Annotated in this window: 21 protein-coding genes; 19 read left to right on the top strand and 2 right to left on the bottom strand. The window is 68.6% G+C overall.

The window, feature by feature from the left end:
* The first annotated feature begins 14 nt into the window (after positions 1-14).
* The 5 genes from ABFX36_RS11050 (at position 15) to ABFX36_RS11030 (ending at position 3,879) form a co-directional block, all read left to right on the top strand.
* Positions 15-530, top strand: coding sequence for a LemA family protein (locus tag ABFX36_RS11050; RefSeq protein ID WP_346076312.1), 516 nt, complete (start codon positions 15-17; stop codon positions 528-530).
* A 95-nt stretch (positions 531-625) separates the two neighbouring features.
* Positions 626-1,531 (top strand): pyridoxal 5'-phosphate synthase lyase subunit PdxS, encoded by a 906-nt coding sequence (gene pdxS / locus ABFX36_RS11045; protein WP_006896384.1) that lies wholly within the window; start codon positions 626-628, stop codon positions 1,529-1,531.
* A 205-nt stretch (positions 1,532-1,736) separates the two neighbouring features.
* Entirely contained in the window at positions 1,737-2,564 is an 828-nt protein-coding gene (locus tag ABFX36_RS11040) for a PP2C family protein-serine/threonine phosphatase (protein ID WP_006896385.1), read from the top strand.
* Positions 2,561-3,295, top strand: coding sequence for a hypothetical protein (locus tag ABFX36_RS11035; protein WP_197462953.1), 735 nt, complete (start codon positions 2,561-2,563; stop codon positions 3,293-3,295). The genes ABFX36_RS11040 and ABFX36_RS11035 overlap by 4 nt, the downstream gene beginning before the upstream one ends.
* A gap of 104 nt (positions 3,296-3,399) precedes the next feature.
* Entirely contained in the window at positions 3,400-3,879 is a 480-nt protein-coding gene (locus ABFX36_RS11030) for a helix-turn-helix transcriptional regulator (RefSeq protein WP_346076308.1), read from the top strand.
* Between the two features lie 33 nt (positions 3,880-3,912).
* On the opposite strand, the gene ABFX36_RS11025 is transcribed toward ABFX36_RS11030, so the two are convergent.
* Positions 3,913-5,886 carry an acyl-CoA dehydrogenase family protein gene (locus ABFX36_RS11025; RefSeq protein ID WP_006898335.1) on the bottom strand — a complete coding sequence of 658 codons (1,974 nt, stop codon included), beginning with the start codon at positions 5,884-5,886 and terminating at the stop codon, positions 3,913-3,915.
* A gap of 96 nt (positions 5,887-5,982) precedes the next feature.
* On the opposite strand from ABFX36_RS11025, the gene tesB reads away from it, so the two are divergent.
* The 12 genes from tesB (at position 5,983) to ABFX36_RS10965 (ending at position 18,415) form a co-directional block, all read left to right on the top strand.
* Positions 5,983-6,834 carry an acyl-CoA thioesterase II gene (gene tesB / locus ABFX36_RS11020; protein ID WP_006898334.1) on the top strand — a complete coding sequence of 284 codons (852 nt, stop codon included), beginning with the start codon at positions 5,983-5,985 and terminating at the stop codon, positions 6,832-6,834.
* Complete coding sequence (gene pdxT, locus ABFX36_RS11015) at positions 6,831-7,442, top strand: pyridoxal 5'-phosphate synthase glutaminase subunit PdxT (RefSeq protein ID WP_045539201.1); 612 nt, start codon at positions 6,831-6,833, stop codon at positions 7,440-7,442. Before tesB ends, pdxT begins: the two co-directional genes overlap by 4 nt.
* 54 nt (positions 7,443-7,496) lie before the next feature.
* The gene (locus tag ABFX36_RS11010; protein ID WP_006898332.1) at positions 7,497-8,252 is read left to right on the top strand and encodes a YebC/PmpR family DNA-binding transcriptional regulator; all 756 of its coding nucleotides are present in this window, start codon (positions 7,497-7,499) and stop codon (positions 8,250-8,252) included.
* 102 nt (positions 8,253-8,354) lie between these two features.
* Complete coding sequence (ruvC, locus tag ABFX36_RS11005) at positions 8,355-8,948, top strand: crossover junction endodeoxyribonuclease RuvC (protein ID WP_006898331.1); 594 nt, start codon at positions 8,355-8,357, stop codon at positions 8,946-8,948.
* Positions 8,945-9,538, top strand: a complete 594-nt coding sequence (ruvA, locus tag ABFX36_RS11000; protein WP_006898330.1) for a Holliday junction branch migration protein RuvA — start codon at positions 8,945-8,947, stop codon at positions 9,536-9,538. The genes ruvC and ruvA overlap by 4 nt, the downstream gene beginning before the upstream one ends.
* A complete protein-coding gene (gene ruvB / locus ABFX36_RS10995) occupies positions 9,535-10,602 on the top strand; it encodes a Holliday junction branch migration DNA helicase RuvB (RefSeq protein WP_006898329.1) in 1,068 nt (355 codons plus the stop codon). The genes ruvA and ruvB overlap by 4 nt, the downstream gene beginning before the upstream one ends.
* Positions 10,603-10,734: 132 nt before the next feature.
* Positions 10,735-11,145: a preprotein translocase subunit YajC gene (yajC, locus tag ABFX36_RS10990; RefSeq protein WP_045539198.1), complete on the top strand. Its 411-nt coding sequence runs from the start codon at positions 10,735-10,737 to the stop codon at positions 11,143-11,145.
* 9 nt (positions 11,146-11,154) lie between these two features.
* On the top strand, positions 11,155-12,774 hold the full coding sequence (gene secD, locus ABFX36_RS10985; protein WP_346076300.1) for a protein translocase subunit SecD: 1,620 nt from the start codon (positions 11,155-11,157) through the stop codon (positions 12,772-12,774).
* Positions 12,771-13,844, top strand: a complete 1,074-nt coding sequence (secF, locus tag ABFX36_RS10980; protein WP_346076298.1) for a protein translocase subunit SecF — start codon at positions 12,771-12,773, stop codon at positions 13,842-13,844. Before secD ends, secF begins: the two co-directional genes overlap by 4 nt.
* The gene (locus ABFX36_RS10975; protein WP_006898325.1) at positions 13,841-15,541 is read left to right on the top strand and encodes an ABC transporter substrate-binding protein; all 1,701 of its coding nucleotides are present in this window, start codon (positions 13,841-13,843) and stop codon (positions 15,539-15,541) included. Before secF ends, ABFX36_RS10975 begins: the two co-directional genes overlap by 4 nt.
* Positions 15,538-16,107, top strand: coding sequence for an adenine phosphoribosyltransferase (locus tag ABFX36_RS10970; protein WP_006898324.1), 570 nt, complete (start codon positions 15,538-15,540; stop codon positions 16,105-16,107). Before ABFX36_RS10975 ends, ABFX36_RS10970 begins: the two co-directional genes overlap by 4 nt.
* Before the next feature lie 13 nt (positions 16,108-16,120).
* Positions 16,121-18,415 (top strand): RelA/SpoT family protein, encoded by a 2,295-nt coding sequence (locus ABFX36_RS10965; RefSeq protein WP_006898323.1) that lies wholly within the window; start codon positions 16,121-16,123, stop codon positions 18,413-18,415.
* A 1,034-nt stretch (positions 18,416-19,449) separates the two neighbouring features.
* Here the strand turns inward: ABFX36_RS10965 and ABFX36_RS10960 are convergent.
* Positions 19,450-20,379 (bottom strand): peptidylprolyl isomerase, encoded by a 930-nt coding sequence (locus ABFX36_RS10960; protein ID WP_006894782.1) that lies wholly within the window; start codon positions 20,377-20,379, stop codon positions 19,450-19,452.
* Positions 20,380-20,530: 151 nt separating this feature from the next.
* On the opposite strand from ABFX36_RS10960, the gene ABFX36_RS10955 reads away from it, so the two are divergent.
* Positions 20,531-21,214 carry an MBL fold metallo-hydrolase gene (locus ABFX36_RS10955; protein ID WP_006894783.1) on the top strand — a complete coding sequence of 228 codons (684 nt, stop codon included), beginning with the start codon at positions 20,531-20,533 and terminating at the stop codon, positions 21,212-21,214.
* Positions 21,211-22,476 carry a histidine--tRNA ligase gene (gene hisS / locus ABFX36_RS10950; protein WP_006894784.1) on the top strand — a complete coding sequence of 422 codons (1,266 nt, stop codon included), beginning with the start codon at positions 21,211-21,213 and terminating at the stop codon, positions 22,474-22,476. Before ABFX36_RS10955 ends, hisS begins: the two co-directional genes overlap by 4 nt.
* Positions 22,477-22,481: the final 5 nt, after the last annotated feature.

Below are 22,481 nucleotides of genomic sequence, written 5' to 3'. Positions count from 1 at the left end.
GATCGGAGACGACTGTGACGAATGTGACGATCGTGTGGATCGTCGTCGGCGCGATCGCGGGAGCGGCGCTGCTCTGGCTCGCGATCCTGGCGGCCACGCGCGCGACCCGGCTCGACCGGCTCAACGTGCGCGTCGACCTCGCCTACGAGGCGCTCGTCGCGGCGTTGGAGCGCCGCGCCGTCGTCGCACGGGCCATCGCGTCCACGGCCCCGGACGGCGAGGGCGCCCGTGACCTCGCCGCCGCCGCGACCGACGCCGAAGCCGCACCGCGTCAGGAGCGGGAAGCCGCCGAGAACCGGCTGTCGGTGGCACTGGCCGGGGTGGCCGCTACCGACCGGCCACCGGTTCTGGTCGCCGAACTCGCGGATGCCCAGACGCGGGTGACGATGGCGCGGCGCTTCTACAACGACGCAGTCCGCGATGCGCGAGCCCTCGGCGGTCGGCGAATGGTCCGCTGGCTCCGGCTGGGCGGACATTCCCGGCTCCCGGAGTACTTCGAGATCACCGAACGCGTCAGCGGTTCCCGCTGAGGCTCCCTTCCCGCCGGACCCGGCGTTGGTCGGCACCGAGCCGATCGGGTTTACTTGGAGGGACATCCGACACCACTGAACAGGGAGATCAATCAGTGTCCACTGAGGCTCAGAACGCACCGGCGACCGGCACGGCTCGCGTCAAGCGCGGCATGGCCGAAATGCTCAAGGGCGGCGTCATCATGGACGTGGTCACCCCCGAGCAGGCCAAGATCGCCGAGGATGCGGGCGCCGTCGCGGTCATGGCTCTCGAGCGCGTTCCCGCCGACATCCGCGCTCAGGGCGGCGTGTCGCGGATGAGCGACCCGGACATGATCGACGGGATCATCGAGGCCGTGTCGATTCCGGTGATGGCCAAGGCCCGCATCGGTCACTTCGTCGAGGCGCAGATCCTGCAGAGCCTCGGCGTCGACTACATCGACGAGTCCGAGGTGCTGACCCCGGCCGACTACGAGAACCACATCGACAAGTTCGCCTTCACCGTGCCCTTCGTCTGCGGTGCCACCAACCTCGGCGAGGCGCTGCGCCGCATCAACGAGGGCGCCGCGATGATCCGGTCGAAGGGCGAGGCCGGGACCGGCGACGTCTCGAACGCCACCACCCACATGCGCCGGATCCGCCAGGAGATCCGCCGCCTCACCTCGCTGCCCGAGGACGAGCTGTACGTGGCGGCCAAGGAACTGCAGGCCCCGTACGAGCTGGTGGTCGAGGTCGCCAAGGCCGGCAAGCTTCCCGTCACGCTGTTCACCGCGGGCGGCATCGCCACCCCGGCGGACGCGGCGATGATGATGCAATTGGGCGCCGAGGGCGTCTTCGTCGGCTCGGGCATCTTCAAGTCGGGCAATCCGGAGCAGCGTGCCGCCGCGATCGTCAAGGCCACCACCTTCTACGACGACCCGGATCAGCTGGCGAAGGTCTCGCGAGGCCTCGGCGAGGCGATGGTCGGCATCAACGTCGACGACATCCCGCAGCCGCACCGGCTCGCCGAGCGCGGCTGGTGATCCGCCGATAAGACGCAGCATCGAACGAGGTTCCGCGGCGAGTATCGCCGGGAACCTCGTTCGCGTCTCGAGAGCGAGCCGAAGGTCTCGCTCCGGGGTATCGCGGCGTTGACGCTGTGGTAGAAGTACACTCGCGTGGGCGACGTAACCTGCTGCAGCTGTCGCCGGCGCCACGATCGCAGGACTACAGATCGCAGGGGAGACGATGGACGAACCGAGGATTCTGCGCGACGACGCGCTCACCGGCCGGGACGAGGTCGGAGACGTGGTCGTCGACTGGGCGGTCGTCTGCCATGTCGGTCGGGTTCGCGAAGCCAACGAAGACGCCGCGCTGGCCGTTCCCGGACGGTACATCGTCGCCGACGGCATGGGCGGCCATGACAGCGGCGAGCTGGCGAGCGAGGCGGCGCTGCTGACTCTGGCACAGGCACCGGTGGGGGAGAGCTCCGCCGACACGCGGCGGGACATCGCCGAGTTGCTGGAGAAGGCGCAGGAGCGGATCGGTGAGTTCGGCACCGAGACCGGCCGGCGCGCGGGCACCACGGCCACCGGCGTCGTTCTGGCGATCGAGGACGGTGTTCCGAACTGGGTCGCGTTCAACATCGGTGATTCGCGCACCTATCTGTACTCGGCGGGCGAGCTGCGCCAGGTGAGCGTCGATCACTCCCAGGTGCAGGAGCTCGTCGCCGCCGGATATCTGACGTCCGAACAGGCCCGAGTCGACCCGCGCCGGAACGTCATCACTCGTGCGCTCGGTGCGGGCATGACCGTTCCCGTCGCCGACTACTTCGCCTTCGCCGCAGCCGACGGCGACGTGGTGCTGCTGTGCTCGGACGGGCTCGACGGTGAGTTGAGCGACGACGAGATCGCCGTGATCCTGGAGGCCTCGCCCGACAACGAGGTCGCCGCCGCGGCTCTGGTCGAGGCCGCCCTGGAGTCGGGGGCGCACGACAATGTCACGGTGGTGGTCCTGTCGGCGACACTGCCGTCCGCCGCCGCCGAACCGGACCCGAACGCGACTGCGAGCCAGTGACGGTGCGACCGGAAGCGAGCACCACCTTCGTCGAGTACTGCGGCGAGCGGATGCCCGTGCTTCCCGGAGCACCGTTCTACATCGGCCGTGAGGCCACGCTGACCGTCGACGACAACCCCTATCTGCACCGCCGGTTCCTCGTGTTGCACGACGAGAACGGAATGTGGTGGCTGACGAATCTCGGGACGCATCTGTCCGCGACGGTGACCGCCGCCGACCTCGGCTTCACCGCGACGCTCGGTCCGGGCGCGCGGATGCCGCTCGTGTTCGGTCGCACCAGCATCGTCTTCACCGCCGGCCCGACCACCTACGAGGTACAGGTGCAGGCGGGCTCGCCCGACGTCTCCGCACCCACCGTGGAGACCCTGGTGGGCGGTGACACCACGCGCGGGGTGCCGAATTTCACCGAGAGCCAGCGGCTGGCGATCCTGGTGCTGGCCGAGGCGATCCTGAAGCGCGACGGTACCGGTGCCAGTGCCATCCCGAGTTCGGCGCAGGCCGCGGCACGCTTGGGTTGGCCGCTGACGAAGTTCAACCGCAAGCTCGACAATGTGTGCGACAAGCTCGACATGATCGGTGTGAGCGGCATGCGGGCGGGCGGGGGCAAGCTGGCGACCAACCGCAGGTTGCGGCTCGTCGAGTACGCTCTCTCGACCCGGGTCATCAGTCGTGAGGATCTCCCGCTCCTCGACGCGGAGTACGCGCGCAATCAGGCCTCTGACCAGCAGTGATGGCATGGGGAGTTCTCCCCATCGACGGATCTGGCCGAGCCCCATAGCGTTCTCTTCAACAGCCGCGGAACAGTGAGTTCCAGCGCCGAGAAAGGGAATTCGAGATGACCGTCACCGCAATCGCCGCCACTCCTGCCGCCGCCCCCGCCACCCGCGAGGCCGCACGCACCCGCCACTCACGCGGACCGGGTTCGGCGAGCAGCGGCGCCGCGTCGGCCGTCGACCGCCGTCGCCGGGAGGCGCTCGCCCGGCTCAGCGCCCGGGTGATGCCGTTGCCCGGCCGCCCGCTGTACGCCGCGCCTGCTCCCGCCGCTGCGGGCCGGCAGGCCGACGCGGCGGTTCCGGCGGCGCGGCTGCCGCAGCCGACGCTCACCGATCGGGAGGTGGAGGTGCTGCGCACCTGGCTGATGCTCGATTCGAAGCCTGCGGTCGCCGAAGCGCTGTACATCTCGCTCGGCACGGTCAACACCCATCTGACCCGCATCCGGGCCAAGTACGCCGAACTCGGCCGTCCGGCCTCCACCAAGGCCGCGCTCGTCGCCCGTGCGATTCAGGACGACATCGTCGACATCGACGAGCTCTGAGGCCCGGCTGGTCGTCGGTGCACCGGCCGGGGCCTACCGGTGCCGCAGCATCGGCACGTCGAGACCGACCGGCGGCACGCCGAAGGCGTCGACGAGGGTCTGAGCGTGCGGCCGCAGGTCGGCGCAGAGTTCATTGACGCCGCGACGGACGGCCTTGGCGCGTTCCACGCTGACGTGCCGGTGCATGAGGAACCACGACAGGTCCTCTTCGAGGACGGAGTAGACGAACAGGTCGCGGACCCGCTTGAGCAACCGGCGGGTCTCGCGGTCCTGGACTCGTCCGATCACCTCGACGAAGGTCTCGAGAACGATCCGCTCGATGTGCGCCTGCCCGACCTTGATCAGGTGATCCTGGGTGTCGGTGAAGACCGCTACCGGATCGGCGTCGTCCTCGCGGGCGCGTCCCAGCCGTCCCGCGACCGTCCGGGTGAGGTGATCCTCCCGGTTGCGGAGCAGCCTGAGCTGAGTTCCGGGGTGTGTGAGGGCGCTGTTCTCGGGGTCTTCGTCGGAGCCGTCGAGCAGGGTCTGCACCACCTGCCGCGCCGCGGTCTTCTCCAGCGCGACGCTGCCTGCCATGTTGGCGACGAACCTCACCCATCCCACGGGGTCGAGGTCGCGGATGTCATCCGCGTACGAGGTGAGCTGCTGCTTGGCGACGAGTTGCGTGAGTACAAGGTTGTCGCCCTCGAAGGTGGTGAAGACGTCGATGTCGCCGCGGAGCAGGGGCAGCAGGTTCTCCGACAGGTACCCGGCGCCACCGCAGGCTTCGCGCGCCTCGGAGATCGCGCGCTGGGCCAGCGCCGTGTGACCGGCTTTGATGGCGGCGGCCTTGGTCTCCAGCCGGCGCATGTCGGCCGGGTCGACGGTGTCCGGGTCCGCGGTCTGCAAGTCGTGGAGTTCGGCGGTGACCTCGTTCTGTGCGAGTGCGAAGGCGTATGCGCGCGCCACCAGGGGGAGAAGCCGTCGCTGGTGTGTGCGGTAGTCCATCAGCAGCAGTTCGCCGTCGCCGCCGGGCGCCTGAAACTGTCGGCGGACCAGGGCGTAGTTCACCGCGAGGGCCAGGCCGAAGCGTCCCGCGGCACCGGCCGAGGCGCCTACGGTGACGCGGCCGCGGACCAGGGTGCCGAGCATGGTGAAGAACCGGCGGTTGTCGGACTCGATGGGGCTGGAGTACGTGCCGTCGGCGGCCACGTCGCCGTACCGGTTGAGCAGGTTGGCGCGCGGGACACGGACGTGGTCGAAGGAGATCCGGCCGTTGTCGACTCCGGGGAGACCGCCCTTGTAGCCGCAGTCGGAGGTGGTGACGCCGGGGAGGTCGGCGCCGTCGGCGTCCCGGATCGGCACCACGAAGCAGTGGACGCCGCGGCCGACCGGTTCCTCGCCCGGCCCGCCGGTGACGAGCTGTGCGAAGACCGCGGCGTAGCGGGCGTGGGCGGCGGCCCCGCCGATGTAGTCCTTGCGCGAGTTCGGCGTCGGCGAATGGATTTCGAACTCTTCGGTGTCGGGTCGATAGGTGGCGGTGGTCTCCAAGTGCTGGACGTTGGATCCGTGGCCGGTCTCCGTCATCGCGAAACAGCCGAGTACGTCGAGGTCGATGAGGCCGCGGACGTATTCGTCGTGGTGGCGTGCGGTGCCGAGGTTCTCGATGGCTCCGCCGAACAGGCCCCATTGGACGCCGGCCTTGACCATCAGCGAGAGGTCGCCGTAGCCGAGGGTCTCGATGGCGGTGACGGCTGCGCCCACGTCACCGGTGCCGCCGTGCTCGGCCCGGAAGCCGGCAGCGGGGAAACCGAGGGCGACCATCTCCTTCATCTGGCCGAGCACGCGGGCGCGATAGTCGTCGAGGGACAGTCCGGACTGGGGGAGCAGTGCGTGAGTCTGGATGTGGTCGCGCACGGTGTCGCGGGTGGCGGACCACCGCCCGTCGAGGACGGTGCGCAACCGGGCGGCCAGATCCGCTCCGGTGTCGTCGGTGCCGGCGTCTGCAGAACTCGTCTCGGGGCTCATGCCCTGACCCTACCGAGGGGTTGCCGACGCCGGGAGCGGAGCGGAGTGCGTGGAGCGGTGTGCGCGGGTCTCGGCAGCTGGTGCGATAATCGCCGGGTGGCGAGCATTGAAGAGATTCTGGCCGTGGAGCGGATCGACAACGACATCTATCGCGGCGGTTCCTTCCCGAGCCAGCTGCGCAGGACGTTCGGCGGTCAGGTGGCCGGGCAGGCCCTGGTGGCCGCGACCCGGACAGTGGACCGGGAGTTCGCCGTCCACTCGCTGCACGGCTATTTCCTCCGGCCGGGAAGGCCGGACGAGCCCGCGGTGTTCATGGTCGACCGCATCCGCGACGGGCGTTCGTTCGTGACCCGGCGGGTGACCGGTGTGCAGGACGGCGAGGCGATCTTCTCGATGTCGGCGTCGTTCCATGTGACCCACGACGAGGGCATCGAGCACCAGGATCGGATGCCCGAGGTGCCGGACCCGGAGTCGCTGCCGGGCCGCGAGTCGGCGGACGACAGTCAGAGGGCGCTGCTGGAGGAGTGGGCGAACTTCGACATCCGGATCGTCGGTCAGGCGGAGACCTCCAGGTATCCGGGGCTGGCCGCACAACAGCGGGTCTGGTTCAAGTACCGGCTCCCGTTGCCGGACGACCATCTGCTGCACGTGTGCACGCTGGCGTACATGAGTGACATGACGCTGCTGGGGTCGTCGATGACGGTGCACCCGGGGGCGAAGGCGCAGACGGCCTCGCTCGATCACGCGATGTGGTTCCTCCGGCCGTTCCGGGCCGACGACTGGCTGCTGTACGACCAGACCTCGCCGTCGGCGGGCGGCGGGCGGGCCCTGACCCAGGGCCGGATCTTCGACCGCTCCGGCCGGATGGTGGCCGCGGTGACCCAGGAGGGACTGACCAGGTCGGTCGCTACCGACTCGGCCGCGTCGATCATGAGGCAGGACCGGTGAGCGTGCGGATCGGTGTGCTCGCTCTGCAGGGCGATGTCCGCGAGCACGTGGCGGCGCTGGCCGCGTGCGGTGCCGAGGCGGTGCCGGTGCGCCGGGAATCGGAGCTCGACGCGGTGGACGGCCTGGTGATCCCCGGCGGCGAATCGACGGCGATGAGCCGGCTGCTCGGTGTGTTCGAGCTCTACGACCCGCTGGTGAAGCGGTTGCGCGACGGGCTGCCCGCATACGGCTCGTGCGCGGGGATGATCATGCTGGCGTCGAAGATCCTCGACACCCGGCCGGACGCCCGGCATCTCGACGCACTGGATGTGACGGTGCGGCGCAATGCGTTCGGGCGTCAGGTGGAATCGTTCGAGACCGATCTGAGCTTCGCCGGCATCACCGACCGACCGGGGGCGCGTCCGGTGCGCGCCGTGTTCATCCGGGCGCCGTGGGTGGAGGAGACCGGGCCGGGAGTGCAGGTCCTGGCGACGGTGGACCGCGGGCCCGCGGCGGGGCGTGTCGTCGCCGTACGGCAGGGAAATGTGCTGGCCACGTCGTTTCATCCGGAGGTCACCGGCGACGTGCGCGTGCACGAGTTCTTCGTCGATATGGTTGCCACAGCGTAGAATCTGCCCGTGCCCTGACAGGCATCGCTGACTTTTCACGAAGGGAACACCACAATGAGCGGCCACTCCAAATGGGCCACCACCAAGCACAAGAAGGCTGTCATCGACGCCAAGCGCGGCAAGATGTTCGCCAAGCTGATCAAGAACATCGAGGTGGCGGCTCGTACGGGTGGTAGTGATCCGGCAGGCAATCCGACGCTGTACGACGCGATTCAGAAGGCGAAGAAGTCGTCGGTCCCGAACGACAACATCGAGCGAGCACGCAAGCGCGGCGGCGGTGAAGAGGGCGGCGGCGCCGACTGGCAGAACATCACCTACGAGGGCTACGGCCCCAACGGCGTCGCCATCCTGATCGAGTGCCTGACCGACAACCGCAACCGTGCCGCGACCGAGGTCCGGGTGGCGATGACCCGCAACGGCGGCAACATGGCCGACCCGGGCTCGGTGTCGTACCTGTTCACCCGCAAGGGCGTGGTGACGTTGGAGAAGGGCGATCAGACCGAGGACGACGTGCTGATGGCCGTGCTGGACGCGGGTGCCGAGGAGGTCACCGATCTGGGTGATTCCTTCGAGATCGTCAGCGAACCCGGTGATCTGGTCGCCGTGCGCACGGCGCTCCAGGAGGCGGGAATCGACTACGACTCGGCCGAGCCGGACTTCCGCGCGTCGGTCGAGGTGGCCGTCGACGCCGAGGGTGCGCGCAAGGTGATGAAGCTGATCGATGCGCTGGAGGACTCCGACGACGTTCAGAACGTCTACAGCAATGTCGACATCAGCGACGAGGTGCTCGCCGAGCTCGAGAACGACTGATAGAGTCTCGAACAAGTGTTCTTACCGCTGCGAGGCAGCGGAGGATGCCGTCGTCGTGCCGATCGGGTGCGACGACGGCCTTGATCGGGAAGTGAGGCGCGAGTGCGAGTCATGGGCGTCGACCCCGGCCTCACCCGATGCGGAATCGCGTTGGTGGAGGCGGGAACCGGCCGCAGAGTCACCGCGCTCGACGTCGACGTGGTCCGCACCCCGGCCGACATGGAGCTGGCCGAACGGCTGCTTGCGATCCACGTGGGCGCCGTCCACTGGATCGACACGCACGGACCCGACGTCGTGGCGATCGAGCGGGTCTTCGCGCAACGCCAGGTGAGCACGGCGATGGGTACGGCACAGGCGGCGGGCGTGATCGCGCTGGCCGCGGCGCAACGCGGAATCCCGGTGCGGTTCCACACGCCGAGCGAGGTGAAGGCCGCTGTCACCGGCTCCGGCCGGGCGGACAAGGCGCAGGTGACGGCGATGGTCACGCGGATTCTCGGAATGCAGACGCCGCCGAAGCCGGCCGACGCGGCCGACGCGCTCGCGCTGGCCATCTGTCACTGCTGGCGCGGTCCGGTCAACGATCGCATGGAAGAGGCCGCCAAGCGGGCGCGCGAGGCGCAGAACCGTCATCGCGCCCGTCTCAAGGCGGCACAGGAGGAGGCCCGCGCTGTGCTGGGTGGAGAGGCGGCGTCGTGATCGCGTCCGTGTCCGGCGAGGTCATCGACATCGCGCTCGATCACGCTGTGATCGAATGCGCCGGAGTCGGTTATCGCGTCTTGGCGACTCCTCCGACTCTCGGGTCGCTCAAGCGGGGGACCACAGTGCGGCTCCTCACCGCCATGATGGTGCGCGAGGACTCGATGACGCTGTACGGCTTCACCGATCCCGAGGCGCGCGACCTGTTCGGGTTGCTGCAGACGGTGACCGGCGTCGGTCCGCGTCTGGCGATGGCGACGCTGGCGGTCCTCGAGCCGGACACCCTGCGGCGTGCGCTGGCCGATTCGGATGCGAAGGCGCTCACGGCGGTTCCGGGGATCGGCAAGCGGGTGGCTGAACGGCTGGTGGTGGAGCTGCGCGACAAGGTGACCGCCGGACCGGCGTCGTCGCAGGCGGGAGTCTCGGTGCCTGCCGGAGCCGGCGCCCAGGTCACCGAGGCTCTCGTCGGCCTCGGCTTTACCGAGGGCGCCGCGCAGAAGGCCGTCGCCGCGGTACTCGCCGACAACGCCGACGCCGACTCGTCGGCTCTCCTTCGCGCCGCGCTCACCGCCCTCGGGCCGCGTCGATGAATCCGGAGGAAGACTTCCTGGCGGCCGGTCCCATCGCGGGCGACGGTGACCTCGACGCGAGTCTGCGGCCGTCGAGCCTGACCGACTTCATCGGGCAGCCGCGCGTCCGCGAACAGCTCGAACTGGTGCTGCACGCGGCGCGGGCGCGGGGCCGCACGCCCGATCACATCCTGCTGTCGGGGCCTCCCGGGCTGGGCAAGACGTCGCTGGCGATGATCATCGCCGGCGAGATGGGGGCGGCGATCCGCATCACCTCGGGCCCCGCGCTGGAGCGGGCGGGCGATCTGGCGGCGATGCTGTCGAATCTCGTCGAGGGCGATGTGCTGTTCATCGACGAGATCCATCGCATCGCCCGGCCCGCCGAGGAGATGCTGTACCTGGCGATGGAGGACTTCCGCGTCGACGTCGTCGTGGGCAAGGGCCCGGGCGCCACGTCCATCCCGCTGGAGGTGGCGCCGTTCACCCTGGTGGGCGCCACCACGCGATCCGGCGCACTGACCGGCCCGCTGCGCGACCGGTTCGGATTCACCGCGCACATGGAGTTCTACGAGACCGGCGAGCTGGTCCGGGTGCTGCAGCGGTCGGCGGCGATCCTCGGGATCGCCATCGAACCGGAGGCCGCGGCCGAGGTCGCCGGACGCTCGCGCGGAACACCCCGGATCGCGAATCGGCTCCTGCGGAGAGTGCGGGACTACGCGGAGGTGCGCGGCGACGGCCGCGTCGACCTGTCGGCCGCGCGCGCGGCGCTGGCGGTGTACGACGTGGACGAACTGGGACTGGATCGGCTCGATCGCGCGGTCCTCGGCGCTCTCGTGCGCGGCTTCGGCGGGGGGCCGGTGGGCGTCTCGACCCTCGCCGTGGCCGTCGGCGAGGAACCGGCCACGGTGGAAGAGGTGTGCGAGCCGTTCCTGGTGCGCGCCGGAATGATCGCGCGGACTCCGCGAGGCCGTGTCGCCACCGCGGCGGCCTGGCATCACCTGGGTCTTCAGCCGCCGGCGGGTGCGATGGACCGAGTGCTCGGGGTCCGCGTGCGCGAGGACGGCACCGGAACCCTCTTCGACTGACGCACGTCACGCCGTCGGACGGGCGGTCGCGCGGGCGGTCGTGCGACGCGATCGGTCGGAGGGTGAATCAGAATCGCGACGCGAGCGCCACCTGTGAGTCTCGCGCCCGGCGGGCCTGGCACACTGGTCCCCATGGAATCGTTGATCCTCCCGTTGATGCTGGTCTTGATGGCCGGCTTCATGTTCTTCAGCATCCGCAACCAGAAGAAGCGTGCGGCCGCTATGAACGAGATGCAGAACTCCCTCGAGGCCGGTGCGCGCGTGCAGCTGCATTCGGGTCTCTTCGCCACCGTGGTCGACACCGGCGACGGTGACAGCGACGTCGTGAAGCTCGAGCTCGCTCCCGGTGTGGTGACCGAGTGGAACCGGCTGGCCATCCGCGAGGTCGTGACGCCGGAGAGCGAGGCCACCGATGAGGCCCCCGAGGTGGAGACCACAGCGCTTGAGACCACCGCGATCGAGACATCAGAGATCGTTCCGGACGCGCCGGCGGCCGACGAATCGCGCGACGAGAAGAACGAAGCGAAGCCCGAAGAGAAGTAGACGACCCACGTGACTAAACCCAATCGACGCGCCGCCGGCACCAAGCTGCGGCCCGAGGTTGCACCGTGGAAGCCGCTCACGGTGTTCTTCGTCGTCCTCGGCATCATCTATGCGCTGGTGTTCTTCACGGGCGGCGGAAGCCCGAAGCCCAAACTCGGCATCGACCTGCAGGGCGGCACCCGGGTGGTGCTGACCGCTCGCACCGACGACGGCAAGGCGCCCTCGGCCGAACAGCTCGACCAGGCGCGCCAGATCATCGACCAGCGCGTCAACGGCCTCGGCGTCGGCGGCTCGGAGGTCGTCGTCAACGGCAGCACCATCGTCATCACCGTGCCGGGTGACGACGGCAAACAGGCTCGTGCGCTCGGTCAGACCGCGCGGCTTTACATTCGTCCGGTCGTCGAGCAGCAGCCGGCGACCAAGCAGAAACCGGATCCGACGGCCAAGAAGGTCGCCGATATGACGCCGGAGGAGCAGACCGCGGCCATCGACGAGCAGCGCAGCCTGCGGCAGGCCCCGGCGAACGCCGACAAGGCCACCCTCGACAAGCTCCGACAGGAGATGGGCAAGCTCGACTGCTCGGCGTCGGCCAACGACCCGCTGGTGGGCCACGACCGGCCGAACGAGTACCTCGTCACCTGCGGTGACAAGGACGGGATGGTGTACCTGCTCGAGCCGATGCTGATCGACGGCCGCGATATCGCGAGCGCGAAGGCCGGGCAGAACCAGACGGGCGCGTGGACGGTCAACGTCGATTTCAAGGGCGATGGCAAGAAGACGTGGGCCGACTACACGGGCAAGCACGTCGGAACCCAGACCGCGGTCACGCTCGACACCCGGGTGCTGAGTGCGCCGTCGATCAACCAGCAGATTCTCGGCACCACCGAGATCAGCGGCTCCTTCACCCAGGACGAGGCGAACCAGCTGGCCAACGCACTGAAATACGGTTCGCTGCCGCTGTCGTTCGCGATGTCGGACGCACAGACGGTCTCGGCGACCCTCGGACTGCACTCGCTGCAGGCCGGCCTGATCGCCGGCCTGGTCGGCCTGATCCTGGTCCTGATCTACTCGCTGATCTACTACCGCGCGATGGGCTTCCTGTCGGTGCTGTCGCTGATCCTGGCCGGTGCGATGGTGTACGGCATCATCGTGCTGCTGGGCCGCTGGATCGACTTCACGCTCGACCTCGCGGGCATCGCCGGTCTGATCATCGGCATCGGCATGACCGCCGACTCGTTCGTGGTCTACTTCGAGCGCATCAAGGACGAGATGCGTGAGGGCCGGACGGTGCGGTCGGCGGTGTCCCGCGGCTGGCAGAGCGCGCGGCGCACGGTCTGGACCGGCAACGCGGTCAGCTTCATCTGCGCGGCGATCATCTACCTGCTCGCCGTGGGGGCGGTGCGCGGATTCGCGTTCACCCTGGGCTTGACCACGCTGATCGACATCGTCATCGTGTTCCTCGTGACGCACCCGCTGGTGGTGCTCGCGAGCCGGAACGAGTTCCTTTCCCGACCGGCCGTCAACGGCCTCGGCGCGGTATCGGAGGTGGCGCGGGCTCGTCGCAAGGCGAGCGCAGCGGCACGCACCTCCGGCTCCGCCGCTGATCGATCAGAGGGGGAGTCGCAGTGAGCGACAAGACGACCTCAGACACGTCGCGCTCCGGCACGGCGCCCGCGGACTGGGCCGACGCCGACTACGTCGCGGCCAAGGACCAGTCCTTCCTCTCCCGCCTGTACTCCGGCACCGGCGCCTTCGACGTCGTCGGGCGGCGCCGCCGGATGTGGTACGTCATCTCCGGCGTGATGATGCTGATCTGCATCCTGTCGATCGCGATCCGCGGGTTCACCTTCGGCATCGACTTCGAGGGCGGAACCCAGGTGTCGGTGCCCGCACGCGCCGGCGTCACCACGAGCGAGGTGTCGAAGGTATTCAGCGACACCCTCGGCAAGGACCCGCAGTCGGTTCAGCAGGCGGGCAGCGGCAACTCCGCGACCATCCAGCTGCGCACCGAGACGCTCACGACCGAGGAGACCGGCAAGCTCCTGCACGCCCTCGGGACGTCCTTCGAGCCGGAGGTGACCCAGGCCGATGTGAGTTCCTCCGACGTCAGCTCGACGTGGGGCAAGGAGATCACGCGAAAGATGCTGATCGCGCTCGCGGTGTTCCTGGTGGTGGCGTTCATCTACATCGCGATCAGATTCGACAAGGAGATGTCGATCGCGGCGATGGCCTCGCTGATCTTCGACCTCGTCGTCACCGCCGGCATCTATTCGCTCGTCGGTTGGGAGATGACGCCCGCGACGGTGATCGGCCTGCTGACGATCCTCGGCTTCTCCGTCTACGACACGGTGGTGGTCTTCGACAAGGTCGAGGAGAACACCAGATCGGTGCTCGCGACCACGCGTCGCACATACGCCGAGCAGACCAACCTCGCAGTGAACCAGACGCTGATGCGCTCGATCAACACCACGGTGATCTCGATCCTGCCGATCATCGCGCTGATGGTGGTCGCCGTGTGGATGCTCGGTGTCGGCACGCTGAAGGATCTGGCGCTGATCCAGCTCGTCGGCGTGGTCGTCGGCACCTTCTCCTCGGTCTTCCTCGCCTCGCCGCTGCTGGTGACGATGAAGGAACGATCGACCGACATCAAGCGGCACACGGCCAAGGTCCTCGCCCGCCGAGAGAAGGTCTCAGCATGATTCACCCGCGGCTGCGCCGTGCCGCAGCTCTGCTCGCGGTCGGTGCGGCCGCGGGTGGAGCACTCGTCGCTTGCGGCGGCGAGAAGCGGTCGGACGTGGACTACCTCATCGACGCACGGGTGTCGTCGTACAACGTCAACACCGTCGACGCGCACGCCGACGGCGCCCTGATGGCGCTGACCCGCGTGCTCCCGGGCTTCTCCATCGTCGGCCCGGAGGGCCAGATCCTCGCCGATCGGGACGTGGGCACCGTCTCGCAGGAACAGGGCGAGGCCCTGACTCTGCGCTACGACTTCACACCCGCCGCGGTCTACTCCGACGGCACCGCGCTCAGCTGCGACGATCTGTTCCTGGCGGCGACCGCGATGGGCGGTTCGGTACCGGGTTTCGACGCCGCCACCAACGCGGGCTACCGCGACATCGCGCGCGTGGAATGCACACCGGGCGCCCGGACCGCCACCGTGGTCTTCAAACGCGGCAGCGCCTACGGTCAGTGGAACGAGCTCTTCGGTTCCGGAACGCTGCTGCCCGCGCACGTCGTGGCGCGGCTGGCGGGCGTGCCCAACGTGGTCGATCCGATCCGTTCGGGCGACCGGACCGCGATCGCCAAGATCGCGAAGGCGTGGAACACCGGTTTCGACCTTCGGCCGGGAGCCGCGGTCGAGGCCGACCGGTTCCCGTCCGCCGGTCCGTATCGCATCGACTCGTACACCGTCGACGGCGGTCTCAAACTGGTCGCGAACGACAAGTGGTGGGGCGCGCGCCCGGCGGCGCAGACCATCACCGTCTGGCCGCGGGGCACCGACGGCGAAGCCGCCCTCGACGGTTCCCGGTCCACCGTCATCGACACCGCCGACCTCGCGCTCGGCGATCGGGTGTCCGGACGCGCCGCGCCCACCACCCCCGTCGACCGATCGACGTTGCGCGAACCGGCTCCGCTGTCGGTGACGCAGCTGGTGTTCGCCGGCAAGGGGGCCGCGGCCGATCCGCTGGTGCGCAAGGCACTGGCGTCGTGCATGCCGCGCGACGCTCTCGCCCGCCGCTTCGGCACCAACGGCGTGGTCTGGAATCTGCGCACCGCCTCACCCGCGGATCCTCTGGGACCGTCGCTGAACGTCCAGTACGGCCGCCGGTACCCGCGGTCTGACGTGCCGCGAGCCAAGGAACTGCTGGCTCAGCGCGCGATCGGAGAGAACGGGGCGCGCGCGAAACCCCGGATCCGGATCGGATACCTCGCGAAGTCGCAGGAGAACGCCGACGCGGTCCGGATGATCGCCGACGCCTGCACTCCCGCGGGTTTCACCGTGGAGGACGTCGCCTCGCCCGATCTGTCGGTGACCGCGCTCGGCAAGGACGTCGACGCGCTGCTGCTCTCGGACGGGAGCTTCGCCGCGTCGAGCACCGCATCGGGCTTCCCCGAGGCGTACGCCCTCTTCGGCGGCGACCCGCTGAACCTGTCGGGTTTCCGTAACAAGCAGGTCAGCGACGCGATCACCGAGCTGGCGGCGACGCGCAGCGACAGCGCCCGGCTACCGCTGCTGCGGACGATCGAGACGGCGGCGTGGGACGAGCTGCCGACGGTTCCGCTGTTCGGCACCGTCCGCGCACGGGAATCGTCGTCGGTCACGCATGTGGTCCCCGGGCTCGGCGTGTCGGGCACCGGCTGGAACATGGACCGCTGGGGCGTGTCGGGGTGAGCCTCACCGAACGCTCGTCCGACCTGCGGGGCCTGGCGCAGGCCGCGATCGAGCAGCATGCCCGGCTCGTCGCCGACTTCCCTTCGCCCGGTGTCGAATTCAAAGATCTGACGCCCGTGCTCGCCGATGCGGCGGCGTTCGCCGCGGTGACCGGCGCACTCGCCCAGGCCTGCGCGGGGGCCGACCTCATCGCGGGCATCGACGCGCGAGGCTTCCTCGTCGGCGGTGCCGTGGCCCGCGAACTGGGCACAGGTCTCGTCGCGGTCCGTAAGGCGGGCAAGCTGCCGCCGCCGGTCATCGGCGTCGACTACCAGCTCGAATACGGCACGTCGCGGCTCGAGGTGCCGGCCGAGGGGATCGACTTCACGGGGCGCCGTGTCGCCGTGGTCGACGACGTCCTGGCGACCGGGGGGACGGTCGTGGCCGCCACCCGGCTGCTCGAATCCGCCGGTGCGCGGGTCGAGGCGATCGCGGTGATCATGGAACTCGCGGATCTGCCCGGCCGGGCCACGATCGCCGCGGACCTCGGACCCGCTGTTCGAGTGCATAACCTCTGCCGCGGCTGAGTACCATCGCGTTATGAGCGATCCCGACACCAAGCGCCCGGACGACGGTTCACCGCTGAGTTCGCGCCGCGTGCGAGCGCGTTTGGCACGGCGGATGACGGCGCCGCCGCGCAGCGGGGTCGCGCCGGTCCTGGAACCGCTCGTGAGTCTGCACCGCGAGGTGTATCCGAAAGCCGACGTCGCCGTCCTGCAGCAGGCCTATGCGGTGGCGGAGGAGGCCCACTCGGGCCAGTTCCGCAAGTCCGGTGACCCGTACATCACGCATCCACTGGCGGTCGCCACCATCCTCGCCGACCTCGGCATGGACACCACCACGCTGGTGGCGGCGCTGCTGCACGACACGGTCGAGGACACCAGCTACTCCTTGGAGAAGCTCGAGGCGGACTTCGGCGCCGAAGTGGCGCATCTGGTCGACGGCGTCACCAAACTCGACAAGGTGGCGCTCGGCAGTGCGGCGGAGGCCGAGACCATTCGCAAGATGATCATCGCGATGGCGCGTGATCCGCGGGTGCTGGTCATCAAAGTCGCCGACCGTCTCCACAACATGCGCACCATGCGGTTCCTCCCGCCCGAGAAGCAGGCCCGCAAGGCGCGCGAGACCCTCGAGGTGATCGCACCGCTCGCGCACCGGCTGGGCATGGCGACCGTGAAGTGGGAACTGGAGGATCTCGCCTTCGCGATTCTGCATCCGAAGAAGTACGAGGAGATCGTCCGGCTCGTCGCCGACCGCGCACCCAGCCGGGACACCTATCTCGCGCGCGTGCGCTCCGACCTCAACACCGCGCTCGGCGCCTCGCGCATCACCGCCACCGTCGAAGGCCGGCCGAAGCACTACTGGTCGATCTATCAGAAGATGATCGTCAAGGGCAAGGACTTCGACGACATCCACGATCTCGTCGGCATGCGCATCCTGTGCGACGAGGTCCGCGACTGCTACGCCGCGATCGGCGTGGTCCACTCGCTCTGGCAGCCGATGGCCGGTCGCTTCAAGGACTACATCGCGCAACCCAGCTTCGGCGTGTATCAGTCGCTGCACACCACGGTGATCGGCCCCGAGGGCAAGCCGCTCGAGGTGCAGATCCGCACCTTCGAGATGCACCGGACCGCGGAGTTCGGCATCGCCGCGCACTGGCGCTACAAGGAGGGCCGGAAGGGCAAGGGGCGCAAGGCGACCGACATCGCCGAGGTCGACGACATGGCGTGGATGCGGCAGTTGCTCGACTGGCAGCGGGAGGCGGCCGACCCGGGGGAGTTCCTCGAGTCCCTGCGCTACGACCTCGCGGTGAAGGAGATCTTCGTCTTCACCCCGAAGGGCGACGTGATCACGCTCCCCGCGGGGTCGACGCCCATCGACTTCGCCTACGCGGTCCACACCGAGGTCGGCCACCGGTGCATCGGAGCCCGCGTGAACGGGCGACTGGTGGCGCTGGAGCGGGCGCTGGAGAACGGCGAAGTGGTGGAGGTGTTCACGTCCAAGGCCGAGAACGCCGGACCGAGCAAGGACTGGCAGAACTTCGTCGTCTCGCCCCGCGCCAAGGCCAAGATCCGCCAATGGTTCGCCAAGGAGCGCCGCGAGGAGGCACTCGAAGCCGGCAAGGACGCAATCGTCAAGGAGGTCCGCCGCGGCGGTCTGCCCGTGCACCGGCTGGTCTCGGGCGAGTCGATCAACGCGCTGGCCAAGGAGTTCGGCTTCAACGACGTCGATGCGCTGTACACGGCGGTCGGAGAGGGACACGTACCTGCGGGACGGGTGGTGCATCGGCTGGTGGCGATGCTCGGCGGCGTCGACGCGGCCGAAGAGGAGATCGCCAACCGGGCTACTCCGTCGTCGCCGACCCGCAGCAGACAGAGCGGTGACAGCGGCGTCGTGGTCGAGGGCGTCGACAACGTGCTGGTCAAGCTCGCCAAATGCTGCACCCCGGTGCCGGGCGACGAGATCCTGGGCTTCGTGACCCGGGGCGGCGGCGTCAGCGTGCACCGCTCCGACTGCACCAATGCCGACGACCTGCGGTCGCAGCCCGAACGCCTGGTCCCGGTGAGTTGGGCGCCCAACCCGTCCTCAGTGTTCCTGGTCGCGATCCAGGTGGAGGCTCTCGATCGGCACCGGCTGCTCTCCGACGTGACCCGCGTCCTCGCCGACGAGCGCGTCAACATCCTCTCCGCCTCGCTCACCACCAACCGTGATCGTGTCGCGGTCAGCAAGTTCACATTCGAGATGGGCGACCCCAAGCATCTCGGCCACGTGCTGAACGTGGTCCGCAACGTCGAGGGAGTCTACGACGTCTACCGCGTTACGTCCGCCGCCTGACCCGCGCCCCTTGAGGGTTCGGAGGGCGCGACGGGCCTGGGTTCAGGGTTATCGGTCCCATTTAGGGTTATCGAGTAGCGGAGGAGCGCAGCGACGGAGCGTATCGAGATTGCGTGCGTGTGTCTCGATGCGCCGTGTCGCTTCGCTCTCTTGGCTTTCTCGACCGGCCTGGATAACAGGGTTTTCGAGTAGCGGAGGAGCGTAGCGACGGAGCGTGTCGAGATTGCGTGCGTGTGTCTCGATGCGCCGTGTCGCTTCGCTCTCTTGGCTTTCTCGACCGGCCTGGATAACAGGGCTATCGAGTAGCGGAGGAGCGTAGCGACGGAGCGTGTCGAGATTGCGTGCGTGTGTCTCGATGCGCCGTGTCGCTTCGCTCTCTTGGCTTTCTCGACCGGCCTGGATAACAGGGTCATCGAGTAGCGGAGGAGCGTAGCGACGGAGCGTGTCGAGATTGCGTGCGTGTGTCTCGATGCGCCGTGTCGCTTCGCTCTCTTGGCTTTCTCGACCGGCCTGGATAACAGGGTCATCGAGTAGCGGAGGAGCGTAGCGACGGAGCGTGTCGAGATTGCGTGCGTGTGTCTCGATGCGCCGTGTCGCTTCGCTCTCTTGGCTTTCTCGACCGGCCTGGGTAGCAGCGGAGCGACGGAGCGTATCGAGATTGCGTGTGTGTCTCGATGCGCCGTGTCGCTTCGCTCTCTTGGCTTTCTCGACCGGCCTGGGTAGCAGCGGAGCGACGGAGCGTATCGAGGTTGTGCGTGTGTCTCGATGCGCCGTGTCGCTTCGCTCTCTTGGCTTTCTCGACTGGCCTGGGTAGCAGGGCAGCGACGGAGCGTGTCGAGATTGCGGGTGTGTCTCGATGTGCCCGTGTCGCTTTGCTTCCCTCGGCTTTCTCGACGGGCCTGGATAACAGGGTTTTCGAGTAGCGGAGGAGCGCAGCGACGGAGCGTATCGAGATCGCGCGGGTGTGTCTCGATGCGCCGTGCCGCTTCGCTCCCTGGCTCGACGAGCCGGGGAGCAGGGGCACTCTGCTCGGGCTACTCGGTGATCGAGGTCGACTTGATCTGCAGCGGGGTCTTCGGGAAACCGTTGGTGTCGGTGCCGATTGGACCCGGATCGATGCCGCCCGCGACCACCTTGTCGATGATCTTCATGCCGGCGTCGTCGACCTTGCCGACCACGGCGAGGGTCGGGGTGAGCTGGGTGTCCTTGGTCACGATGAAGAACTGGGCGCTGCCGGTGTTGGCGACGCCGTTCTGTTCGTCGTTCCGGTTCGCGATCGCGACGGTGCCGCGCGGGTAGACCACCGGGGGAGTCATGCCCATCTGCAACATCTGCGGGCTGATCTCGCCCTCTTTGAGGTTCGTGGGGTTCTCGTCGGGACTGCTCCAGCCGGGGGCGCCGGCGCCGGTGCGCGTCGGGTCGCCGCACTGCAGGATGTGGAGCTGATCGCTCTGCGCGAGCCGGTGGCAGTCGGTGCCGTCGTAGTAGTGGTTGTCGGAGAGCGAGACGATCGCGTTCACATTGCACGGCGCCTCGGAGCGGTCCAGGGTGATCGGCACCTGTCCGAGGTTGGTGTCCAGCGTCCATCCGACGGTGCCGGTGTTGAGTGTCCGGCTCTCCGGCATCGGGGAGGTGCGCAGCTTGCCTGCACCCTCGCGCATGAATGCGATGTACTGCTCGCCCTTGGCCTTCTGATCGGCCGGCGCGGTCTTGAGCTGCTCTTCGAGCGACTTGAGCTGCTGGTCCAGATCGTTGGGCGTCTTGGTGTACGTGCATTCGGTGTGCCGCTGGTCGTCCCAATGCCGGTAGTAGAAGTAGCCGCCGACGGCGACCGCGGCCAGCACCACCACGCTGCACACTGAGATGATCGTGATCCGCCGCTGCCGTGCGGCACGGCGCTCGCTCTCGAGCCGCTCTTCCAGCTTGCGGCGGGCAGCGTCGCGACGCTCTTCGTTGGACGACACGCTGGTGGAACCTCCTGTGCGGCATGTGGGACTGAGCACTGTCACGGCAGCGCGCCCCATGCTATCGCAGCGGTCTTCGGGGCCGATGAGACAATGGACTCCGACGTGTCGCCCTGCAGATCGCCGGGCGTTGACGAGGAGGTGTGCCACCGTGCTGATCGCCGGATTCCCCGCGGGCATGTTCCAGACCAACTGCTATCTGGTCGCCGAGGACCGGGGCAGCGACGCGGTCATCATCGATCCGGGCCAGGACGCGGCGCCCCAGGTTCGCGCGGCGCTCGCCGAATACGACCTGACGCCGGTGGCCGTCTTCCTGACCCACGGTCATCTCGACCACACCTGGAATGCCGCCGAACTCGCCGACGAGTATTCGATCCCGGTGTACATCCACGCCGACGACCGCCCGATGCTGACCGATCCCGGCATGGGCCTGGGCAGCGCGCTCTCGTCGATGATCGGCGACATGACCTTCGACGAACCGGAGAAGGTCATCGAGTTCGTCGACGGCGAGGACGTGGACGCGGCGGGAATCCGATGGTCGGTGGACCACGCGCCCGGGCACTCGCTGGGCAGTGTGCTGCTGACGCCGGACTCGGGTGAGGTCTGCTTCTCCGGCGACGTACTGTTCAATGGGTCGATCGGCCGGACCGACCTGCCCGGCGGCAGCCACCGCACGCTGCTCGAGTCGATCGCGGACAAGCTGATGGTGCGCGGCGACGACGTCGTGATCCTCCCGGGTCACGGACCCCAGACCACGATCGGAGCCGAGCGGGCCTCCAACCCGTTCCTGCTCGATCTTCCCGATGCGAACAAGAAAGGACGTTTCGGACTGTGAGTGGAGAATTTGCGGCGCCGAAAGGCATCCCCGACTACTTCCCGCCGGCCTCGGCGGACTTCCTCGCGGTACGGAACGCACTGACCGGCGCGGCGCACCGCGCGGGCTACGGGCACATCGAACTGCCGATCTTCGAGGACACCGCGCTCTTCGCCCGCGGCGTCGGCGAGTCGACTGACGTCGTCAGCAAGGAGATGTACACCTTCGCCGATCGCGGCGGCCGCTCGGTGACGCTGCGTCCGGAGGGCACGGCGGGCGTCATGCGCGCGGTGATCCAGCACGGTCTCGATCGCGGCCAGCTCCCGGTCAAGCTCTGCTACGCGGGCCCCTTCTTCCGGTATGAGCGGCCGCAGGCCGGCCGCTACCGCCAGCTCCAGCAGGTCGGGATCGAGGCCATCGGCGTCGACGACCCCGCGCTCGACGCCGAGGTGATCGCGGTGGCCGACGAGGGATACAAGCGTCTCGGTCTGTCCGGCTACCGACTCGAACTCACTTCGCTGGGCGACGACACCTGCCGCCCGCAGTACCGGGAAGCGTTGCAGCAGTTCCTGTTCGGTCTCGACCTCGACGAGGCGACGCGCGCGAGAGCGGAGATCAATCCGTTGCGCGTGCTCGACGACAAGCGGCCGGAGATCAAGGAGGCGACCGCGAGCGCACCGCTGATGCTCGACCACCTGAGCGACTCGGCACGCGATCACTTCGAGCAGGTCCGGGGTCACCTCGACCGGCTGGGCGTCGAGTACGTGATCAATCCGCGCCTGGTGCGCGGGCTGGACTACTACACCAAGACCACCTTCGAGTTCGTCCACGACGGTCTCGGCGCGCAGTCGGGGATCGGCGGCGGTGGGCGCTACGACGGTCTGATGCGTCAGGTGGGAGGCAAGCAGGATCTCTCGGGCATCGGTTTCGGGATCGGCGTGGACCGGACGGTGCTGGCGCTGGAGGCCGAAGGCGTCTCGGTGGCCGGCGAAGGCCGGGTTCAGGTATTCGGCGTTCCCCTCGGAACCGCGGCCAAGAGTGAGCTGGTCTCGCTCGCAGCGCAGTTGCGTGCCGCGGGCGTCAGCGTCGACCTCGCCTACGGTGATCGCGGACTGAAGGGCGCGATGAAGGCGGCCGACCGCTCGGGTGCCCGCCTCGCCCTGGTTCTCGGGGATCGCGAACTCGAGGAGCGCACGATCGAGCTCAAGGATCTGTCGAACGGCGAACAGCGCCGGATCGGCCTGGACGACGCGGTCGCGTCGGTGGTCGCCGCGCTGGCCTGAGCCGG

The organism is Gordonia cholesterolivorans (assembly GCF_039531975.1).
GTDB lineage: Bacteria > Actinomycetota > Actinomycetes > Mycobacteriales > Mycobacteriaceae > Gordonia > Gordonia sihwensis.
The sequence above is the reverse complement of the archived record's forward strand: the minus strand, read 5'-3'. Positions and strand labels throughout refer to the sequence as shown.